This is a genomic window from Alkaliphilus pronyensis (genome assembly GCF_009017275.1).
Taxonomy (GTDB): domain Bacteria; phylum Bacillota; class Clostridia; order Peptostreptococcales; family Natronincolaceae; genus Alkaliphilus_C; species Alkaliphilus_C pronyensis.
This window is the reverse complement of record NZ_WBZC01000037.1, coordinates 1-14,186: the sequence shown is the minus strand read 5'-3', so window position 1 is coordinate 14,186 and position 14,186 is coordinate 1. Positions and strand designations below refer to the sequence as shown.

Below are 14,186 nucleotides of genomic sequence, written 5' to 3'. Positions count from 1 at the left end.
TGCTATCTTCTTATATTCAACGGTGATAGCGATCGAATGAAAAATTCACTCATTCGATTAACATAATAATTCCCCACAGGTGCCTGGGGAAAAAACTTTTACAAAAGGGAGGAATTTCCCCTTGCAAAAAACAACCACAGACTATTGCTTTGATTTTCTATTATACCTCTTTCTATTAATTCAATAGTTTTTTTAACTTCTTCTGATGTCATTCCCTTAGTTAATTCATTGAACTTATCTACTACTTTCTTTAAATTAGTTGATTTTTTCATTAGTATCCCTCCATGATTAATTTGAATTAACCTAAAGAAGAGTATATAATATTTATGTACATCTTCTTTAGGTGTACTACTATTAAGAGAGTTTGTGCTTTGGTCGGTGCTACTCTCTTAATTCTGTTTCTGATAAAAAAGCTTCTTTTACTTTCAACTTAACCACCCCCTTAATTATTTTTCTCATGCTGTTTTATATATCTATAGATTTTTGATACATATAATTTAAAATTGGTTTTTAGTAATTTCCAATTTTATGATATAATTACCAAAAGGAGGTGTACTATGTCTTATATCTTAGGTTATTTACTTGGTTTAATAGTAAGTACGTTATTACTTGTCTTTATAGTTAAGGAGATTCTAGAAAGATACATAAATAATTATAAGACGATATATTCATTAATTTTATCTATAGCAATTCTATTAATATTCTTTTTAATTAACTTGGAAATATTAGATCTTATACTTAGAGTAATTGTGGCTTTTATCGTGTGGGCTATATTTTATAAAACAAAAAAGACTAGTAATACACATAACACCAGTGATATATAAGAAGTAATTAAAGGAAGTGAGGCAATGGGTTCCACGTGGACTTTAGATTTACTTCATTATGCTTGGGTAGGTGTATTTGGTGTAATATTTGTTCTATTAATTGCCTATCATGTAATGGAGTCAATCGAAAAAAGAAAGAAAGACAAAAAGTAGCACTCAATAATGGGTGCTACTTTTTATTGTAATTAAGTCCTAAGTTACCAAGTATTTTTTATATTGTTTTAAAGACAAAAAGCCCTTTAAATGTTTACACGGTCTTAGTATTTGTTCCAGAGATACAATAGGCATATACCAAATACAAATAATTCTTCTGCTCCTGTTCTGGCTAATTTTAATGAGTAAGATTTGCTATTGAAGGGATATAACCACTTTACCCCAGTAATTGTGGTAGTATCAGCCACCAAATGTATTAAATAACTTATAAAGAATACTATAGCATATAAAGGATCGTACAAAGCTACGGGTATAGAAAATAATCCAGCTGCAATTAGAGAATGGGTAACTCCTCTATGCCCACCAAATATTAATCCGCCTATTATAAAAAATCTTCCTATTAGGCTTTTAGGGTGGTCAATATCTGCTATGATACTTCCTAACGCTATTATTAAAATTAGAGGTAATATTGGCCTATTTATGCTAATTTTTTCTGTAATAGCTGCATAAAGGGCTATAGAAATTAAAATGTGAGTAATACCTTTGAAGATAATCACCTTCTTTTTTCTATAGTATTAACTCAATATATTAATCTTAACCTTAGTGTAATCTTAGAGTCATTCCTTAACTCAAGTAATACTTTATCTATATTTTTTATCTTTACTTGTATTATAGGTGCCAAAATAATACTTTAACAGTCTTTCCTTAGTATTATACGTTGACTATCAGCGAATATGCTACAAGTAAATTATGGGAGGCAAACAAAAGATGAATCTACAAATATTTGAGAAAAAAGAGTTTGGGAAAATCAGAGTAGTTGAAAGGGAAGGGCAACCGTGGTTTGTGGCAAAAGATGTTTGCAAAATATTAGATTTTTCTAATCCTACAGAAACATTAAAAAGGTTAGATAATGATGAGGTCAATTCAACTGAGGTCACCGATTCATTAGGAAGATCGCAGATAACAAATTTAGTAAATGAGTATGGATTATATAGCTTAGTTTTAGGAAGCAGAAAACCAGAAGCAAAGCAATTTAAAAGATGGATTACAAAGGAGGTTTAGAAAGCATGAATCAATTAATTAAGGTAGATATTAACGAAAAACAACAACAGGTAGTAAGTGGTAGAGAGTTGCATGAGTTTTTAGAAGTTGGTACAGAGTATGCAAAATGGTTTCATCGAATGGCAGAGTATGGATTTGTTGAAAACTTTGATTATGCAGTTATAGTCAAAAAAGACGAAAACCCATTAGGTGGTAGACCAAGCATGGATCATGCAATAAAAGTAGATATGGCCAAAGAGCTTTGTATGATTCAGCGGACCGATAAAGGAAAACAAGCTAGGCAATATTTCATTAAAGTAGAAAAAGCATGGAACAGTCCAGAATCATTAATGGCAAGAGCTTTGAAAATGGCTGACATGAAAATCATAGAGTATCAAAACACCGTTATGCAGTTAGAAGAAAGAATTGAAAAGGATAAATCAAAAGTAATTTTCGCAGATGCAGTATCAGTGTCTAAGACATCAATATTAGTTGAAGATGAAAGGGGAGTAAGTAAAGTTTACACCCTTGGTGGTGAACAAACTGTGTCAGTTATCACTTTATCATCTCCAATTTATTTTAGCTGTTCGGTGTTGGGTCGGTCACATCCTCTAGCCTATCGGCTGTCGTCTGTTTCCCTCCCTATATTGCAATTTTGCTTTTTCTTATGTATTGCAATTACTTACTTATACAAGGTTTACCGTATTCAATCCGTATGTACTGTTAATTGTACATTGCATTGTATGCCCTAATGTACGGTTTGTTGCATAAAAAAAGAGGTAGTTTCCTACCTTCTTTTCTCCTGTAATATATATTTTTTAGCATACTCTCTAGCTTGTCTTTGAGCCTTTTCTAATTTTTCAATTAGTAATATCCTCTGTCTATCATTTAAATTGTCTATATCTATATTGCTAAGTATATTGCTGTAGTTTTCTTCAACCCTCTTTCCTGCTATTTGCTGATACTGAGTTTTTTCCTGCGGTGTTAATGTGATGGTTTCTTTATTGTGTACAAAGCTATTAGGTGCTTTAGCAGCAGGATATTGCGTTGTTTCCCCCGTTAATTCTTCTAATCTTCTTAATTTATTAGAAATCTTTTTAGGCTGATATATAGAAGTTTGAGCAGGGTTTAAGAATACATTGAATGGATCTTTAGGATATTTAATTTCTTCTCCAAAAGGTGTTAATCGTGGTTCTAGGCTTTTCTTTAGTCCTGGTATACTTCCTTTTAATTTTAAATTTAAATTAGTTAATGGCTTCTTAGAGTAAGTATTTCTAGCTACAGGATCCGTTGTTTGTGCTAGTTGTCTTATTGGACCTGGTACAAAACCACTAGCCCCTTCTGCTAATGGAATAATAACTCTATCATATACTCCCTGTGCGTAGGTTAATTTTCGGATAATACTAAGGGTAGGTAAGTCTAACATATCCTCCAGTGCAGCTTCACTACTTCGCCATAATACTTCTTCCTTAGTTCCACCTTTTTTAATTTCATTATCTATTGATACACCTACACTTAAAGCTATAGACAAAGGGTCTAACCATGCAAAGGTTTGAAGTATATCTCCAGGTTGTGCTTTAGTATTTTCACCATTTAAAAACCTTCTAAGGGCCGACATATTTACTTTATTAACTCCTAATCCTTCTGCTCTGTCTAATGCTAGAGCTTTTAATGATCTATTCTTATCTTCGGATTGTATTAAGCCCATTCTATTCATTAAGACACCCATACCAATTAATAAACTTCCATTGGTTGCCCTTCCTAGTGTCATAGCTAAATCTCTTTGGTTTAATACTCCTGTTTTTTTTGCCTGGTCTATAATGTTTAATACCTTTAGAAAGCCTATAGGTGAGTATTCTATGCCTCTGCTAATTATGTTGCCGGGTACAGTTGTATATTTAACAATTAAATCTCCTAAACCAAATTCTTTTGTTACTTGTCCGCTACTTCCTATAACTTTATTACCTACACCTATTTTATTAGCTAAGTCTTTAGTCCCCTGCAGGATCTTAGCAGGTAAACTTTTATCTTGGAAGGTAGAATATAATTCTGCTTTTTTTACTATATCGTCTATTTCTGTAGCCTTTAAACCTCCAATGACTTCTAATTGGTTTCGTACATTCTTACCCATAAAACCTTTTGCATATTCATCTGGTACATTTAGAGCATACCTTAAACCTCTTTCGGCTTTAGCCAGTAAACCATCTTTAAAAGTTCTTCCTTTAGGTATGTTATACTTCCCCTGTGTTACCCCTGTTCTATCTATACCTAACGCAATATCTAAGGCAGCTTCTTTACCTCTTTTTCTAGCTTCTTTTAGTGTACCTGTCAACTTCGGTAATGTAACTGATCTCTTGCCGGTTATTTTAGATAGTATATTATCCCATATGGTTGCAGTTCCTGTAGAAGTAAGCTCTGACCCTGCAAACACAGTATTACCTAATATGTTTCTAATCATGGTTTTAGCATTAAATAGGTGTGATATGGCTTGAAAGCTACTTATCTTTCTAGCTACATTTACAGGTACTTCATCAGCTATGGTAGAAAGCATTTGGGCTATTGCAATATCATTTAATTTTTCAGTAGTGACAGAGAATAACTCTTTTTCTATCCATTTAGGTACAGGTATATTTCTAGCTTTGGATTGTTCTTTGATTAAGTCAATGATATTATCATTAGATTGTATTCGTTTCATTCCCTCTGTGATACGTTCAGCAAATTCACTAGTTAACTTAATCTTGTGACTAGCTGATAATGCTTCATTTGCTTGGTCAAATACGCTTTGAGCATATTTTAGCATTCCTTCTGGTGTCATTCTTCTCCACATTGAAGCTGATTGTATTACTTGACCACCTGATTTAAACTTTTGGGCTACTGTTTCCATTATTTCAAATACTTCATTCCATTGATCTGTAGTTTTAGCAGTAGATTGAAGTTTTCTTATAACATCTTGGGCCATAGCACTCTCAACTGCATTATCAAAACTATTACCACTCTTAACAAGGTTTTTAGCTGCTTCAAAATTACCTTCAACTATTTCCTGTGCTAATGATAAAGTTTCTTTGTTAGTAATAGGTTCATATGAAACAGGATTATTGTTTATCAAATCCTTTAACTTCATTGATCCTAACTCACTGTTGGTTATAGTTTTACTAAAAGAGGTTTTCTTAGTCCCTGATGTTGGCACTTTTAATATAGGTTTTATAGGCAATACATCCGCAGCAGTAGCTGTTTGATTTTTAGCCTTTAACTTAGGTGGTTCTATCTTCTTGGGTTGTAATTTTGGCTTTAACTTAGGTGGTTCTAACTTTGGTGTTTCAAATCTTCTATAGTAGTTCTCCACCTCAATTTCCTTCGATAAATCCTCCATTTCCTTCAAGAAGGATGCTGGTGTAGTGTCTTTAGGTAGGTTCAACTCTTTTATAATGTCGGTTGCTTCTTGTGGGGTTACCTTGCCCTCTTTTACTCTTTTTAATAGGTTAGGGGACCGCTTTAATAACTCACCAACTCCACCTATGGTTAAGTTAATACCTAAATCCAATACATTTTGCTTAGCAATGTCTTTTGCAATGCCGCCTATACCTTTTTTATCTTGAATACCCTCTGATATTGTTTGAGGGGTTTGGGCGATATTATCTACAAGCAAGTCGGCTGTTTGTGTCCTTAGGAACGGATTAGATATTTTATTTACACCTGGTACCATTGGAGCTATTTTAGCTGCGGTCATATATTTAGCCGCTTCGGTTGACAACTGCCCCAAGCCACCAGATATAAGATTACCAGCCTTACTTCCTGTGTCCTGTAGGTATTCTTTAGGTCTTGAAGGAGTACCTTCTAAAGTAGTGATTAATGCATCTCTACTGGTTTGACTGGCTCTTTTTAGTCCTTTTCCTAAGCCTGTTGAGGGTTGGTTTTGCTGTTCTTTTTTCCATTGCTTAATGTCTGGTACCGAATAACCCTTTACTAATAAATCTCTAAATTCCTGTACCTCTTTTGAATTATTAATGTCTATGTTGTATACCTTTTCAACTCTCAATGGGTCTTTGCTACTAATTATATTGTCAAACTCATCTATTGATTTTTGTTGTAGATTTTTACCTAATGGATCTTTAATAAAATTTTTAAAGCCACTGAACAGTGTTTTGCCTGCTGTTTCTAGTCTTTTATTTTCTATAGTTGTTGGACTACTTAAAGTTTGACTTTGGAAACGCTGTGGCTCTCTGGGTGATACAATATACCGTTTTTGTTGTGGTCTTTCTCTCGGTCGTTCATACAAGTTGATAGGTTTTAAATTATCATTAAATGCAGGTTTTACAGGTGAAGGGGCATTCGAATTTTGTGTCATGTATTCTTTTAATACTCTTTTGCCTTCATCGTTTAAATTTTCTAGTTTAACTCTACCCGACTTTATTTCTTTATATAGTTTCTCTACTGAGATTTTCTCTATATTAATGCTTTTCTTATTCATTAATTGTTCTGTTACAGTGGCATTTTTAGAAGTAATATTATTTTTTCTCATAAGTTGTTCAGTTACAGTTATGTTGTTATTATGAGTTTTGCCTTGCAGTAGTTGTTCTGTAATTGTTGGTTGGGTACTTCTTGTAATTTTGTCCCAATCCCTAACCTTTGTATTTATAGGCTTTGGGTTTAATATATTATTCCAATCCCGAGTCATGTAATCACCTCATATAATTTAATTATCCCCCTTTAAATCTGTACTTACTTTAAAATTTCTTCAAAAGAAACACCACAATCTTCGTTCCATTCTACAGCTACTACTATATTTAACTTACCCATCTCATCAACTTCCTGCTGCGTATATGTTTTTTCACCGTCTGATCCTTTGTACTGGTCTTCATTTATCTTAGCTAGTATAATAATTTTTTTACCGTTAGCCCCTAGAAGGGCTGACTCTAAACGCTTTAATCTACCTTTGAATCCTTCTTTACCTCCCTGTTCTTTTTAAAATATCTTTTGTTTTGATAATACAACTTCTAATTCTTCTTCTCTGTATTCAATATTGTTATGCTCCGCCAATATCTCTTTAGATTTTTTTAATTGTTCTTCTGTTAATTAATCACTATTAGCCAATATTTCTTTAGCCAGGTAAATCGACATTATAATAAGTTCCCTCTCTGTAAATAATTCGCAAGGGTTCTTTGTGTCTTCGTAACTATCTTCTAATATCTTCTTAATCTTTTTAAATTTATTATTCAATCTTTGCATAATATCTTTTTTCTCCTAATCTATCCATAACCTTATTCCAATACAAATTAGCTTCTGTACTGTACTCTCCAGTGGATTCCATTATGTCAATAATCTCTTTTAAGTCTTCATCAGTAAACTTAGAAATAACTTCACTCATATCTTCCTCATCATTTTTAATACTTAATATCTTTTCCTTTAATGTTCTTAATTGCTTTAATTTAGTTCTCATATTATGCTCCTTTCTTCACTTGGGCCAATTCTTCTAATTCTAAAATTCTTTTTTCTAAATCTTCAACTTCCATAGCTTTTAAAATAATACTTGATAAATATCCTATAGCTTTGGCTCTTCCTATTTCTATGTCTTCATTAATCAAATCGTTAATAGCTCTATTTAGTAGCCTTGTGACCTGTCTAGGGTTGTTTAATCTGATATTCTGTTTTTTCATACTACCCCTCCCTACTATACACTAACCCTTTATTTTCAATGGTTATATCAATTATACATATACATAACTTACATAAGTTTGACATACTAATTTGAAGGGTCAATAATTAATACCTATACTTTAAACTAATCAGCTAGTAAGGGTGTTTCTGCTCTACCCTTGAATGATAGACCTATCCCCTGCCCCCTTATTTTATTCAATTTTTTTGGTCTTTTACCAAATCGATACTATAAAAAGCATTTAACAATAGTACTTTTCCTTACTTCTGAATAATGCCCATTAGGACAATCAAGGCACTTTTTTCTAATTGCTTTCATAGGTGTTAACATACTACTCCTCCAACTGATTTTTTATTCTGTTTTGCCAATACCTCTCTTCCTCCCTGTTTCATTCCAGTACTTATTACTAAGCAATATACAGTATCCTTTTAATAAAACCTCTCTCATGTGAGGGTGTTGCTCTTTTTTTATCTGACTCCATATCTCTCCTAGAATACCTTCTGTTTCTACATAATAATTTGAACGTTTCATTTTATTCCCTCCTATTTGATATTGATAAGAATGTTAATTTATTTGGCATATACTGCAAATAGAATTCTCCTAATTCGCCATCTCTTTGTTTGGCGATTATAACTTCTACAACTTTGTTTTTATTTTTAGTACATTCCTGTAAGAATTCTTCTGTTATTAATCCTTCTTTAACTGCCTTTTCTATCTCTTTCCCTGCTGGTAGATGAATGAATACAACTGAGTTGGCATCCTGTTCTATCGCCCCTGATTCTCTTAAATCTGCAAGAGTAGGCCTTCTTAAATCAGCATTACGATTTAATTGAGATAGCAATACTACAGGTATTTTAAAATCAAGGCTTATGTTTTTAATTTCTCTACTAAGCTCTGAGACCTGTTGCTCTCTATTAGCTGATTTATTCATAGGTTCTAATAGTTGAAGGTAATCAATTATCAATACATCTGCTTTTGTTTCCCTTAGCTTGTTTTTGATTTGAGGAATACTTCTACAGGTTGTATTTATATTAATTGGCAGCTTAGATAATTTGATCATGGTTTCTATAATTATTTTCCACTCTTCATCATTTACATTTCCAGTCCTTAATCTCTTGCCATTAATATTGCTTTTAGATAATGTAAATCTTTTAGCCATTTGTGCTTTACTCATTTCTCTTGATAATAGTAATATATTTAAACCATTAATTGCTAAATTTCTAGAGATTTGTAATGCTAAAGCAGTCTTACCCACTCCTGGACGAGCAGCTACAACCACGACCTCTTCCTTATGTAATCCTGTAGTTATAATATCTAGGTCTGTGATTCCTGTAAGATACTTTTTCTGTTCTTTAGAGTTACTATTTTCTATATCATCAATGAGTTTTAAAAATATATCTTGTAATCTATCTGATTCTTCGTTTTGTTCAGTCCCTATTGAGTCTAACTTATTAGCCAGCGTTGCTTTGATACTTCTAGGGTCTTCTTGTCCTGTTGTAGCCATGCTTATAGCTGTCTGACATTCACTTATTAACCTTCTAAGTATTGATTTTTCTCTAATAGTGTTTACATAGTGATCGGTGGACTCACTGAAAGGTATATTTGATATTAATGAGTTTAAATAAGGTAAATCATTGAGTCCAAGTTTCTTCAAACCCTCATGGACTTGTATGTAATCAACAGTCTTATTATCGTTCCTAAGGTTTCTTACCACTTGAAACATAGCCTGATGAAACTCGTTATAAAAATCATCTATGTTAAGCTTTTCAATAGCATATAAAGTATTTTTATCTAGTAGGAAGTTCCCCAAAAGGGTTTGTTCTATTTCTATACTGTGGGGTATATTCATTTAATCACCTTCCATTTACGTTATATATAGGGTTAATCTCTTCGGTTTCTATGTTACCTATACTCTGATTATAGTTAAGCCATACTTGTCCATCTTCTAAAAAGTTTGGCAATCCATTAGCCTGTTTTAGGAATTTATCCAATCTCCATATATGGTTATAGTAATAATTCTTATCAGAATAGACTACTTTGTAATTATCTATAGCTTTTATGATCTCTTCCTTACTGTGTTTCTTTAATGCAGCTTTTATATGCTTAACCATGGCATCAGTTAAACTGTGTTTAACGATTCCTTTATCATTCCAATAATTCAAAATGAAAATATCCTTTTCTTTATATTTATTTAAATACTTTATTTCTTGGTGGAAGGATTCTTCTACTGGAGTATGGAAGAATTCTTCTACTGGAGTGTCCTGCACTTCTTCATCTGTTGTAGTATTGCTCACCTGTTGAAGTATTGTTCCACACCTTACCCACGTTTCATATTTTTTGTTTAGTTTCAGTTTCCTACTCTGTATATCTGTATGTTCCTTAGTAACTAAAACTATATTCATTTCAATTAGTTTGTTTAGTTCACTTGATATGTGTCTTTTACTTACATTTGTTGCCTTGCTAATAAAAGATAACGATATTTCATGCTCTTTTCGTCCGAATCCATATGTATACCTAATTATACAAAGTAATATCTTTAATTGTGTAGCATTCAATTTCGCTAGGCAAATAATTTCTAGAATCTCATTAGCTATTCGTGTATAACCATTTTCTAGTTGTACATTAGACATTTATCACCACCAACCTAATAAACCTTGCGTAGTTTGCCAAACTCTTGTAATTCTTCAGATTCATTATTTTTAATGTTTTCTATCATCATCCTACGTATATGACATTCCAACATCTCTATATCGAATATTATTCGACCTCTTTCACCCCCGACTCTCATGTGGGGGTATTTTCCTGTTCTTGCACCCGTCCGAATTTCCCATTCAGAAAGCCCAGTTATTTCAGCAGCTCCTTTTACACCGACTCGTTTACCCATTCAATCTCTCCTTTCGTTCTTTTTTACATTCATTAATGAATTGATAAATCTTTTGCTTCTCTTTTTCTGGAAGTTCGCTCCTTAGTTTCCTACTGAAATTACTATCTGTGATTCCGAATACTGCAGTAGCCACTTGCCAATACTTAAGTCCGCTACTCTCTATTATTTCTCTTACATCTTTATTTGTCCTTTTCATCTTAAACACTCCTCTAACTCGTTGTTGACAATGTTAATTTTATTTGATTTAATGTAATTATAGCAACAACAGCAAACATAGTCAATTAATACTAACTTTAATTAATTATAAGCAACATATCATAACATTAGGGGGAAAGTAATAATGGCACGACAAAAAGAACCAACATATATCACTGAGGAAAAACCCTTCCCAAAAGCACTAAGGGAGCTTATGGAAGAAACAAAAACAACACAACCCATGCTTGCAAAAGCTATAGGTGTTACTAGACAAGCCATTAGTTTATACTGTACAGGACAAAGTACACCAAATATTGATATTTTTGTGATGATTGCCGATTATTTCAATGTTAGCTTTGACTATCTTTTAGGACGTTCTGCGGCAAAAAACAGAGAAAATATAGACATACAGCAAAGAACTGGTCTTTCAGAGGGAGCAATAGAAAATATATGTATGTTAACTAATATGCTTTATAGTTACAAAGAAACTAATAACACCATAGAGTTTACTCTGGAACCAAAAGATATATTAAATGAACTGATAACTTCTGCCTCGTTTGCTAAACTAATATTTGATCTTGCTAAACTAATGATATATTATTCATCTACAATAGAAGTGTTGCCACTATTTAACTGTACAAGAATCGAAGAGTTGCCCGATGATGCTTCGAGTAGATATAATTACAGGTTGTGGCGTGTAAATGTGACAGCTCAAAAGCTTATTTCTGAGGTCTTAGATGTTCACTACAAGAAAACAAAAGATGGTATTAATACTTTCGTTATACACACAACCGAAAAAAAAGATAACTAAGCTTAATATACTTCATCTACAAATGTAAAGAGGAGAGTAAAGTAATGGCGAGTATAGAAAAAAGAGGAGAAAACTCATATAGAATAACTGTATCGGCAGGATATGACTCGAATGGAAAGAAAATAAGGAAACATAAGAGCATTACTTTAGATCCTAAACTAACCCCCAAGCAGATAGAAAAAGAATTAAATATGTTAGCTATAGAATTTGAAAAACAAGTTCAAACAGGACAAGCCTTAGATGGGAAAATAACTCTTAAAAGTTTTATTAGTAGATGGTTACAGGAATATGCAGTTACTCAATTAGAAAGTAAAACAATAGCTTCCTATAAAGCAGAACTGGAAAATAAAATATTACCAGCACTTGGACATCTTAGAATGGATAAAATCCAACCAGTTCATTTGCTCAGTTTCTATAATAATCTGCTTGAGGATGGTGTCAGATTAGATGGTAAACCTGGAGGTTATAGTAATAGAACTATTAAATATCAGCATCAGATTTTAAGTAGCATACTTCAAACAGCAGTTTATTGGCAGGTAATATCTTCTAATCCTTGCGAACGGGTTAAACCCCCAAAAAAAGAAGCCCATAAAGAAAAGACAAAGCATTTTGATGAAGTACAAGCTATATTATTTCTTGGTGCAGTACAAGAAGAAGAGTTAAAATATCAAGTAGTTGCTAATATAACTCTGTATGGTGGATTAAGAAAGGGTGAATTATTAGCCCTCACATGGAAAGATATTAATTTTGATGATCAGACTATTAGAATAAATAAAGCTAATCAATATTTAAAAGATATAGGTATTTATACTAAAGAACCCAAAAACAAGAGTTCAATAAGAACAATAACTTTACCTGATAATGTAATCAGTTTGCTTCGTAAATATAAACTATTGCAAAATGGAGAAAAAAAGAAATGTGGTGACTTATGGCATGACAACGACCTTTTACTAACTCAATGGGATGGTAACCCATGTCATACGATGCACCTTATCAGTGGTTTAAAAAATTTTTAAGAAGATATAATGAAGCAATAAAAAGCAATGTAGAGATTAAAGAAGAAGATAAACAAAGCTTACTATTACCTGATATTTCTTTTCATGGTCTAAGACATACTTCAGCAACTCTTCTTGTATCAGAAAAAATGGATATTAGAACAGTATCGGCAAGACTAGGACATGCCCAAACAAGTACGACATTAAATATATATAGTCACAGTATTAAGAGTACCGATAAAAAAGCTTCTACAACTTTAGAAAACTTGTTAGATAAAAAAAATAATAGTTCACTTACTAAACAGGCTTAGTCCTGTTTTTTATATTCTTTTTTATCTTTTAGTAATTTCAGTCCCCAAATAGTCCCCAATTGTACTTTATGTAAACTTGAGTTAGGGTATAAGAAAACCTTGAATCATTATAGATGCAAGGTTTAGTATGGTGCGCCCAGAGAGATTCGAACTCCCGACCTTCTGATTCGTAGTCAGACACTCTATCCAGCTGAGCTATGGGCGCATATATGGAGGCGGCACCCAGATTTGAACTGGGGAATAAAGGTTTTGCAGACCTCTGCCTTACCACTTGGCTATGCCGCCATCTATATGTTAGATGTCTCTTGACTTTTACCTCTATAACTAGTGGTGACCCATCCGCGACTCGAACGCGGGACACCCTGATTAAAAGTCAGGTGCTCTACCGACTGAGCTAATGGGTCGAAATGATGGCTGGGATAGCAGGACTCGAACCTGCGGATGACGGAGTCAAAGTCCGTTGCCTTACCGACTTGGCTATATCCCAATGTATATGAAGGAATAAGCATTATAGAATAAGGTATAAGTGAAAAGCCTAAATAAATTACTAAAAACTAATTGCTCTTTATTTACTAATTATTAATTGATTTTTAAATGGGGTGGATGATGGGATTCGAACCCACGAATGCAGGAGCCACAATCCTGTGTCTTAACCACTTGACTACACCCACCAAATTAAATGGAGCGGAAGACGGGATTCGAACCCGCGACCCTCGCCTTGGCAAGGCGATGCTCTACCTCTGAGCCACTTCCGCTTAATTGCTATCAGTTATTACAGGCCTACTTTCTAAGTCTATATTAGATTTCACTTAAGTAAAATCTATTCAAGTCTGGCTTATAGACACTCCAGTTTTTAATTAAAAGTATGGTGCGGGTGGAGGGACTTGAACCCCCACGGATAAACCGCTAGATCCTAAGTCTAGTGCGTCTGCCAATTCCGCCACACCCGCATAATATTAGTTAAAGATTAATAATCTAAAACTAAAAATTAAAAACAAAATCTTGAATGTGTTCTTAACTTTACATTTTTCATTATTAACTTTTCACTCACCGTAAGGTTTTATGGTGGAGGGAGAAGGATTTGAACCTTCGAAGTCGTTGACAACAGATTTACAGTCTGCCCCCTTTGGCCACTCGGGAACCCCTCCCTATTTGAAGTCTGATATCGGTTAGCCAGCATTCCAGATTGTTTATAAATTCTAAAACAGAATTCTTTTCTGGCACTCTGATTCCTAATCTCTGACCTCTAGCTACAACTGTCTAGCCCTATAAATCTTCTGTAGTCATAATAGCTTAAGTTTTTTATAGCGGCTATTTTC

General features: G+C 33.3%; 16 protein-coding genes and 8 tRNA genes. 6 read left to right on the top strand and 18 right to left on the bottom strand.

The genetic code is table 11. The features are described from left to right. Positions 1–98: 98 nt before the first annotated feature. The gene (locus F8154_RS15120) at positions 99–272 is read right to left on the bottom strand and encodes a hypothetical protein (protein ID WP_192930246.1); all 174 of its coding nucleotides are present in this window, start codon (positions 270–272) and stop codon (positions 99–101) included. A 576-nt stretch (positions 273–848) separates the two neighbouring features. Here F8154_RS15120 and F8154_RS15535 point away from each other — a divergent pair. Next, positions 849–977 (top strand): hypothetical protein, encoded by a 129-nt coding sequence (locus tag F8154_RS15535; RefSeq protein WP_279237181.1) that lies wholly within the window; start codon positions 849–851, stop codon positions 975–977. Positions 978–1,081: 104 nt separating this feature from the next. Here the strand turns inward: F8154_RS15535 and F8154_RS10290 are convergent, their stop codons facing one another. Continuing rightward, positions 1,082–1,534 (bottom strand): metal-dependent hydrolase, encoded by a 453-nt coding sequence (locus F8154_RS10290; protein WP_151861531.1) that lies wholly within the window; start codon positions 1,532–1,534, stop codon positions 1,082–1,084. A 211-nt stretch (positions 1,535–1,745) separates the two neighbouring features. On the opposite strand from F8154_RS10290, the gene F8154_RS10285 reads away from it, so the two are divergent. Both F8154_RS10285 and F8154_RS10280 read left to right on the top strand, forming a co-directional pair. Continuing rightward, on the top strand, positions 1,746–2,039 hold the full coding sequence (locus F8154_RS10285) for a BRO-N domain-containing protein (protein WP_151861530.1): 294 nt from the start codon (positions 1,746–1,748) through the stop codon (positions 2,037–2,039). A 5-nt stretch (positions 2,040–2,044) separates the two neighbouring features. Next, positions 2,045–2,770 (top strand): antA/AntB antirepressor family protein, encoded by a 726-nt coding sequence (locus F8154_RS10280; RefSeq protein WP_151861529.1) that lies wholly within the window; start codon positions 2,045–2,047, stop codon positions 2,768–2,770. A 35-nt stretch (positions 2,771–2,805) separates the two neighbouring features. On the opposite strand, the gene F8154_RS10275 is transcribed toward F8154_RS10280, so the two are convergent. The 8 genes from F8154_RS10275 to F8154_RS10240 all read right to left on the bottom strand — a co-directional run bounded on the left by F8154_RS10275 (position 2,806) and on the right by F8154_RS10240 (position 10,751). Further along, positions 2,806–6,693: a hypothetical protein gene (locus tag F8154_RS10275; RefSeq protein WP_151861528.1), complete on the bottom strand. Its 3,888-nt coding sequence runs from the start codon at positions 6,691–6,693 to the stop codon at positions 2,806–2,808. A 534-nt stretch (positions 6,694–7,227) separates the two neighbouring features. Beyond that, positions 7,228–7,455, bottom strand: a complete 228-nt coding sequence (locus F8154_RS10270; protein WP_151861527.1) for a hypothetical protein — start codon at positions 7,453–7,455, stop codon at positions 7,228–7,230. A 1-nt stretch (position 7,456) separates the two neighbouring features. Next, on the bottom strand, positions 7,457–7,672 hold the full coding sequence (locus F8154_RS10265; protein WP_151861526.1) for a hypothetical protein: 216 nt from the start codon (positions 7,670–7,672) through the stop codon (positions 7,457–7,459). A 350-nt stretch (positions 7,673–8,022) separates the two neighbouring features. Continuing rightward, entirely contained in the window at positions 8,023–8,202 is a 180-nt protein-coding gene (locus tag F8154_RS10260; RefSeq protein WP_151861525.1) for a hypothetical protein, read from the bottom strand. A 1-nt stretch (position 8,203) separates the two neighbouring features. After that, positions 8,204–9,520 carry a replicative DNA helicase gene (locus F8154_RS10255; RefSeq protein ID WP_151861524.1) on the bottom strand — a complete coding sequence of 439 codons (1,317 nt, stop codon included), beginning with the start codon at positions 9,518–9,520 and terminating at the stop codon, positions 8,204–8,206. Positions 9,521–9,524: 4 nt separating this feature from the next. After that, complete coding sequence (locus tag F8154_RS10250; protein ID WP_151861523.1) at positions 9,525–10,301, bottom strand: replication protein; 777 nt, start codon at positions 10,299–10,301, stop codon at positions 9,525–9,527. Positions 10,302–10,315: 14 nt separating this feature from the next. Next, positions 10,316–10,555, bottom strand: coding sequence for a hypothetical protein (locus F8154_RS10245; protein WP_151861522.1), 240 nt, complete (start codon positions 10,553–10,555; stop codon positions 10,316–10,318). Further along, complete coding sequence (locus F8154_RS10240; protein WP_151861521.1) at positions 10,548–10,751, bottom strand: hypothetical protein; 204 nt, start codon at positions 10,749–10,751, stop codon at positions 10,548–10,550. Before F8154_RS10240 ends, F8154_RS10245 begins: the two co-directional genes overlap by 8 nt. A gap of 144 nt (positions 10,752–10,895) precedes the next feature. Between F8154_RS10240 and F8154_RS10235 the strand changes: the two genes are divergently transcribed. From F8154_RS10235 to F8154_RS10225, 3 genes are read left to right on the top strand one after another with little or no spacing between them, the layout of a single operon-like run. After that, positions 10,896–11,561, top strand: coding sequence for a helix-turn-helix domain-containing protein (locus F8154_RS10235; RefSeq protein WP_151861520.1), 666 nt, complete (start codon positions 10,896–10,898; stop codon positions 11,559–11,561). A gap of 44 nt (positions 11,562–11,605) precedes the next feature. Then, positions 11,606–12,577, top strand: coding sequence for a site-specific integrase (locus F8154_RS10230; protein ID WP_151861519.1), 972 nt, complete (start codon positions 11,606–11,608; stop codon positions 12,575–12,577). Next, complete coding sequence (locus F8154_RS10225) at positions 12,535–12,867, top strand: tyrosine-type recombinase/integrase (protein ID WP_151861518.1); 333 nt, start codon at positions 12,535–12,537, stop codon at positions 12,865–12,867. The genes F8154_RS10230 and F8154_RS10225 overlap by 43 nt, the downstream gene beginning before the upstream one ends. A 128-nt stretch (positions 12,868–12,995) precedes the next feature. Here the strand turns inward: F8154_RS10225 and F8154_RS10220 are convergent. From F8154_RS10220 to F8154_RS10185, 8 genes are all read right to left on the bottom strand, one after another. Continuing rightward, positions 12,996–13,072, bottom strand: a tRNA-Arg gene (locus tag F8154_RS10220). Between the two features lie 5 nt (positions 13,073–13,077). Continuing rightward, a tRNA-Cys gene (locus F8154_RS10215) sits at positions 13,078–13,152 on the bottom strand. Positions 13,153–13,195: 43 nt separating this feature from the next. Beyond that, a tRNA-Lys gene (locus F8154_RS10210) sits at positions 13,196–13,271 on the bottom strand. 7 nt (positions 13,272–13,278) lie between these two features. Further along, positions 13,279–13,354 (bottom strand) — tRNA-Gln (locus F8154_RS10205). 108 nt (positions 13,355–13,462) lie between these two features. Then, positions 13,463–13,538: transfer RNA gene (locus tag F8154_RS10200), tRNA-His, on the bottom strand. 9 nt (positions 13,539–13,547) lie between these two features. After that, positions 13,548–13,622: transfer RNA gene (locus F8154_RS10195), tRNA-Gly, on the bottom strand. Positions 13,623–13,733: 111 nt separating this feature from the next. Beyond that, positions 13,734–13,817, bottom strand: a tRNA-Leu gene (locus F8154_RS10190). 113 nt (positions 13,818–13,930) lie between these two features. Then, positions 13,931–14,015, bottom strand: a tRNA-Tyr gene (locus F8154_RS10185). Positions 14,016–14,186 lie beyond the last annotated feature (171 nt).

Bases quoted from the DNA above. Each gene is read 5' to 3' on its own strand.
- F8154_RS10255 (WP_151861524.1), bottom strand. From the start codon at position 9,520: ATGAATATACCCCACAGTATAGAAATAGAACAAACCCTTTTGGGGAAC.
- F8154_RS10240 (WP_151861521.1), bottom strand. From the start codon at position 10,751: ATGAAAAGGACAAATAAAGATGTAAGAGAAATAATAGAGAGTAGCGGA.
- F8154_RS10225 (WP_151861518.1), top strand. From the start codon at position 12,535: ATGTCATACGATGCACCTTATCAGTGGTTTAAAAAATTTTTAAGAAGA.
- F8154_RS10265 (WP_151861526.1), bottom strand. From the start codon at position 7,672: ATGAAAAAACAGAATATCAGATTAAACAACCCTAGACAGGTCACAAGG.
- F8154_RS10230 (WP_151861519.1), top strand. From the start codon at position 11,606: ATGGCGAGTATAGAAAAAAGAGGAGAAAACTCATATAGAATAACTGTA.
- F8154_RS10250 (WP_151861523.1), bottom strand. From the start codon at position 10,301: ATGTCTAATGTACAACTAGAAAATGGTTATACACGAATAGCTAATGAG.
- F8154_RS10245 (WP_151861522.1), bottom strand. From the start codon at position 10,555: ATGGGTAAACGAGTCGGTGTAAAAGGAGCTGCTGAAATAACTGGGCTT.
- F8154_RS10260 (WP_151861525.1), bottom strand. From the start codon at position 8,202: ATGAAACGTTCAAATTATTATGTAGAAACAGAAGGTATTCTAGGAGAG.
- F8154_RS10285 (WP_151861530.1), top strand. From the start codon at position 1,746: ATGAATCTACAAATATTTGAGAAAAAAGAGTTTGGGAAAATCAGAGTA.
- F8154_RS10275 (WP_151861528.1), bottom strand. From the start codon at position 6,693: ATGACTCGGGATTGGAATAATATATTAAACCCAAAGCCTATAAATACA.
- F8154_RS10280 (WP_151861529.1), top strand. From the start codon at position 2,045: ATGAATCAATTAATTAAGGTAGATATTAACGAAAAACAACAACAGGTA.
- F8154_RS15120 (WP_192930246.1), bottom strand. From the start codon at position 272: ATGAAAAAATCAACTAATTTAAAGAAAGTAGTAGATAAGTTCAATGAA.
- F8154_RS10270 (WP_151861527.1), bottom strand. From the start codon at position 7,455: ATGAGAACTAAATTAAAGCAATTAAGAACATTAAAGGAAAAGATATTA.
- F8154_RS15535 (WP_279237181.1), top strand. From the start codon at position 849: ATGGGTTCCACGTGGACTTTAGATTTACTTCATTATGCTTGGGTAGGT.
- F8154_RS10235 (WP_151861520.1), top strand. From the start codon at position 10,896: ATGGCACGACAAAAAGAACCAACATATATCACTGAGGAAAAACCCTTC.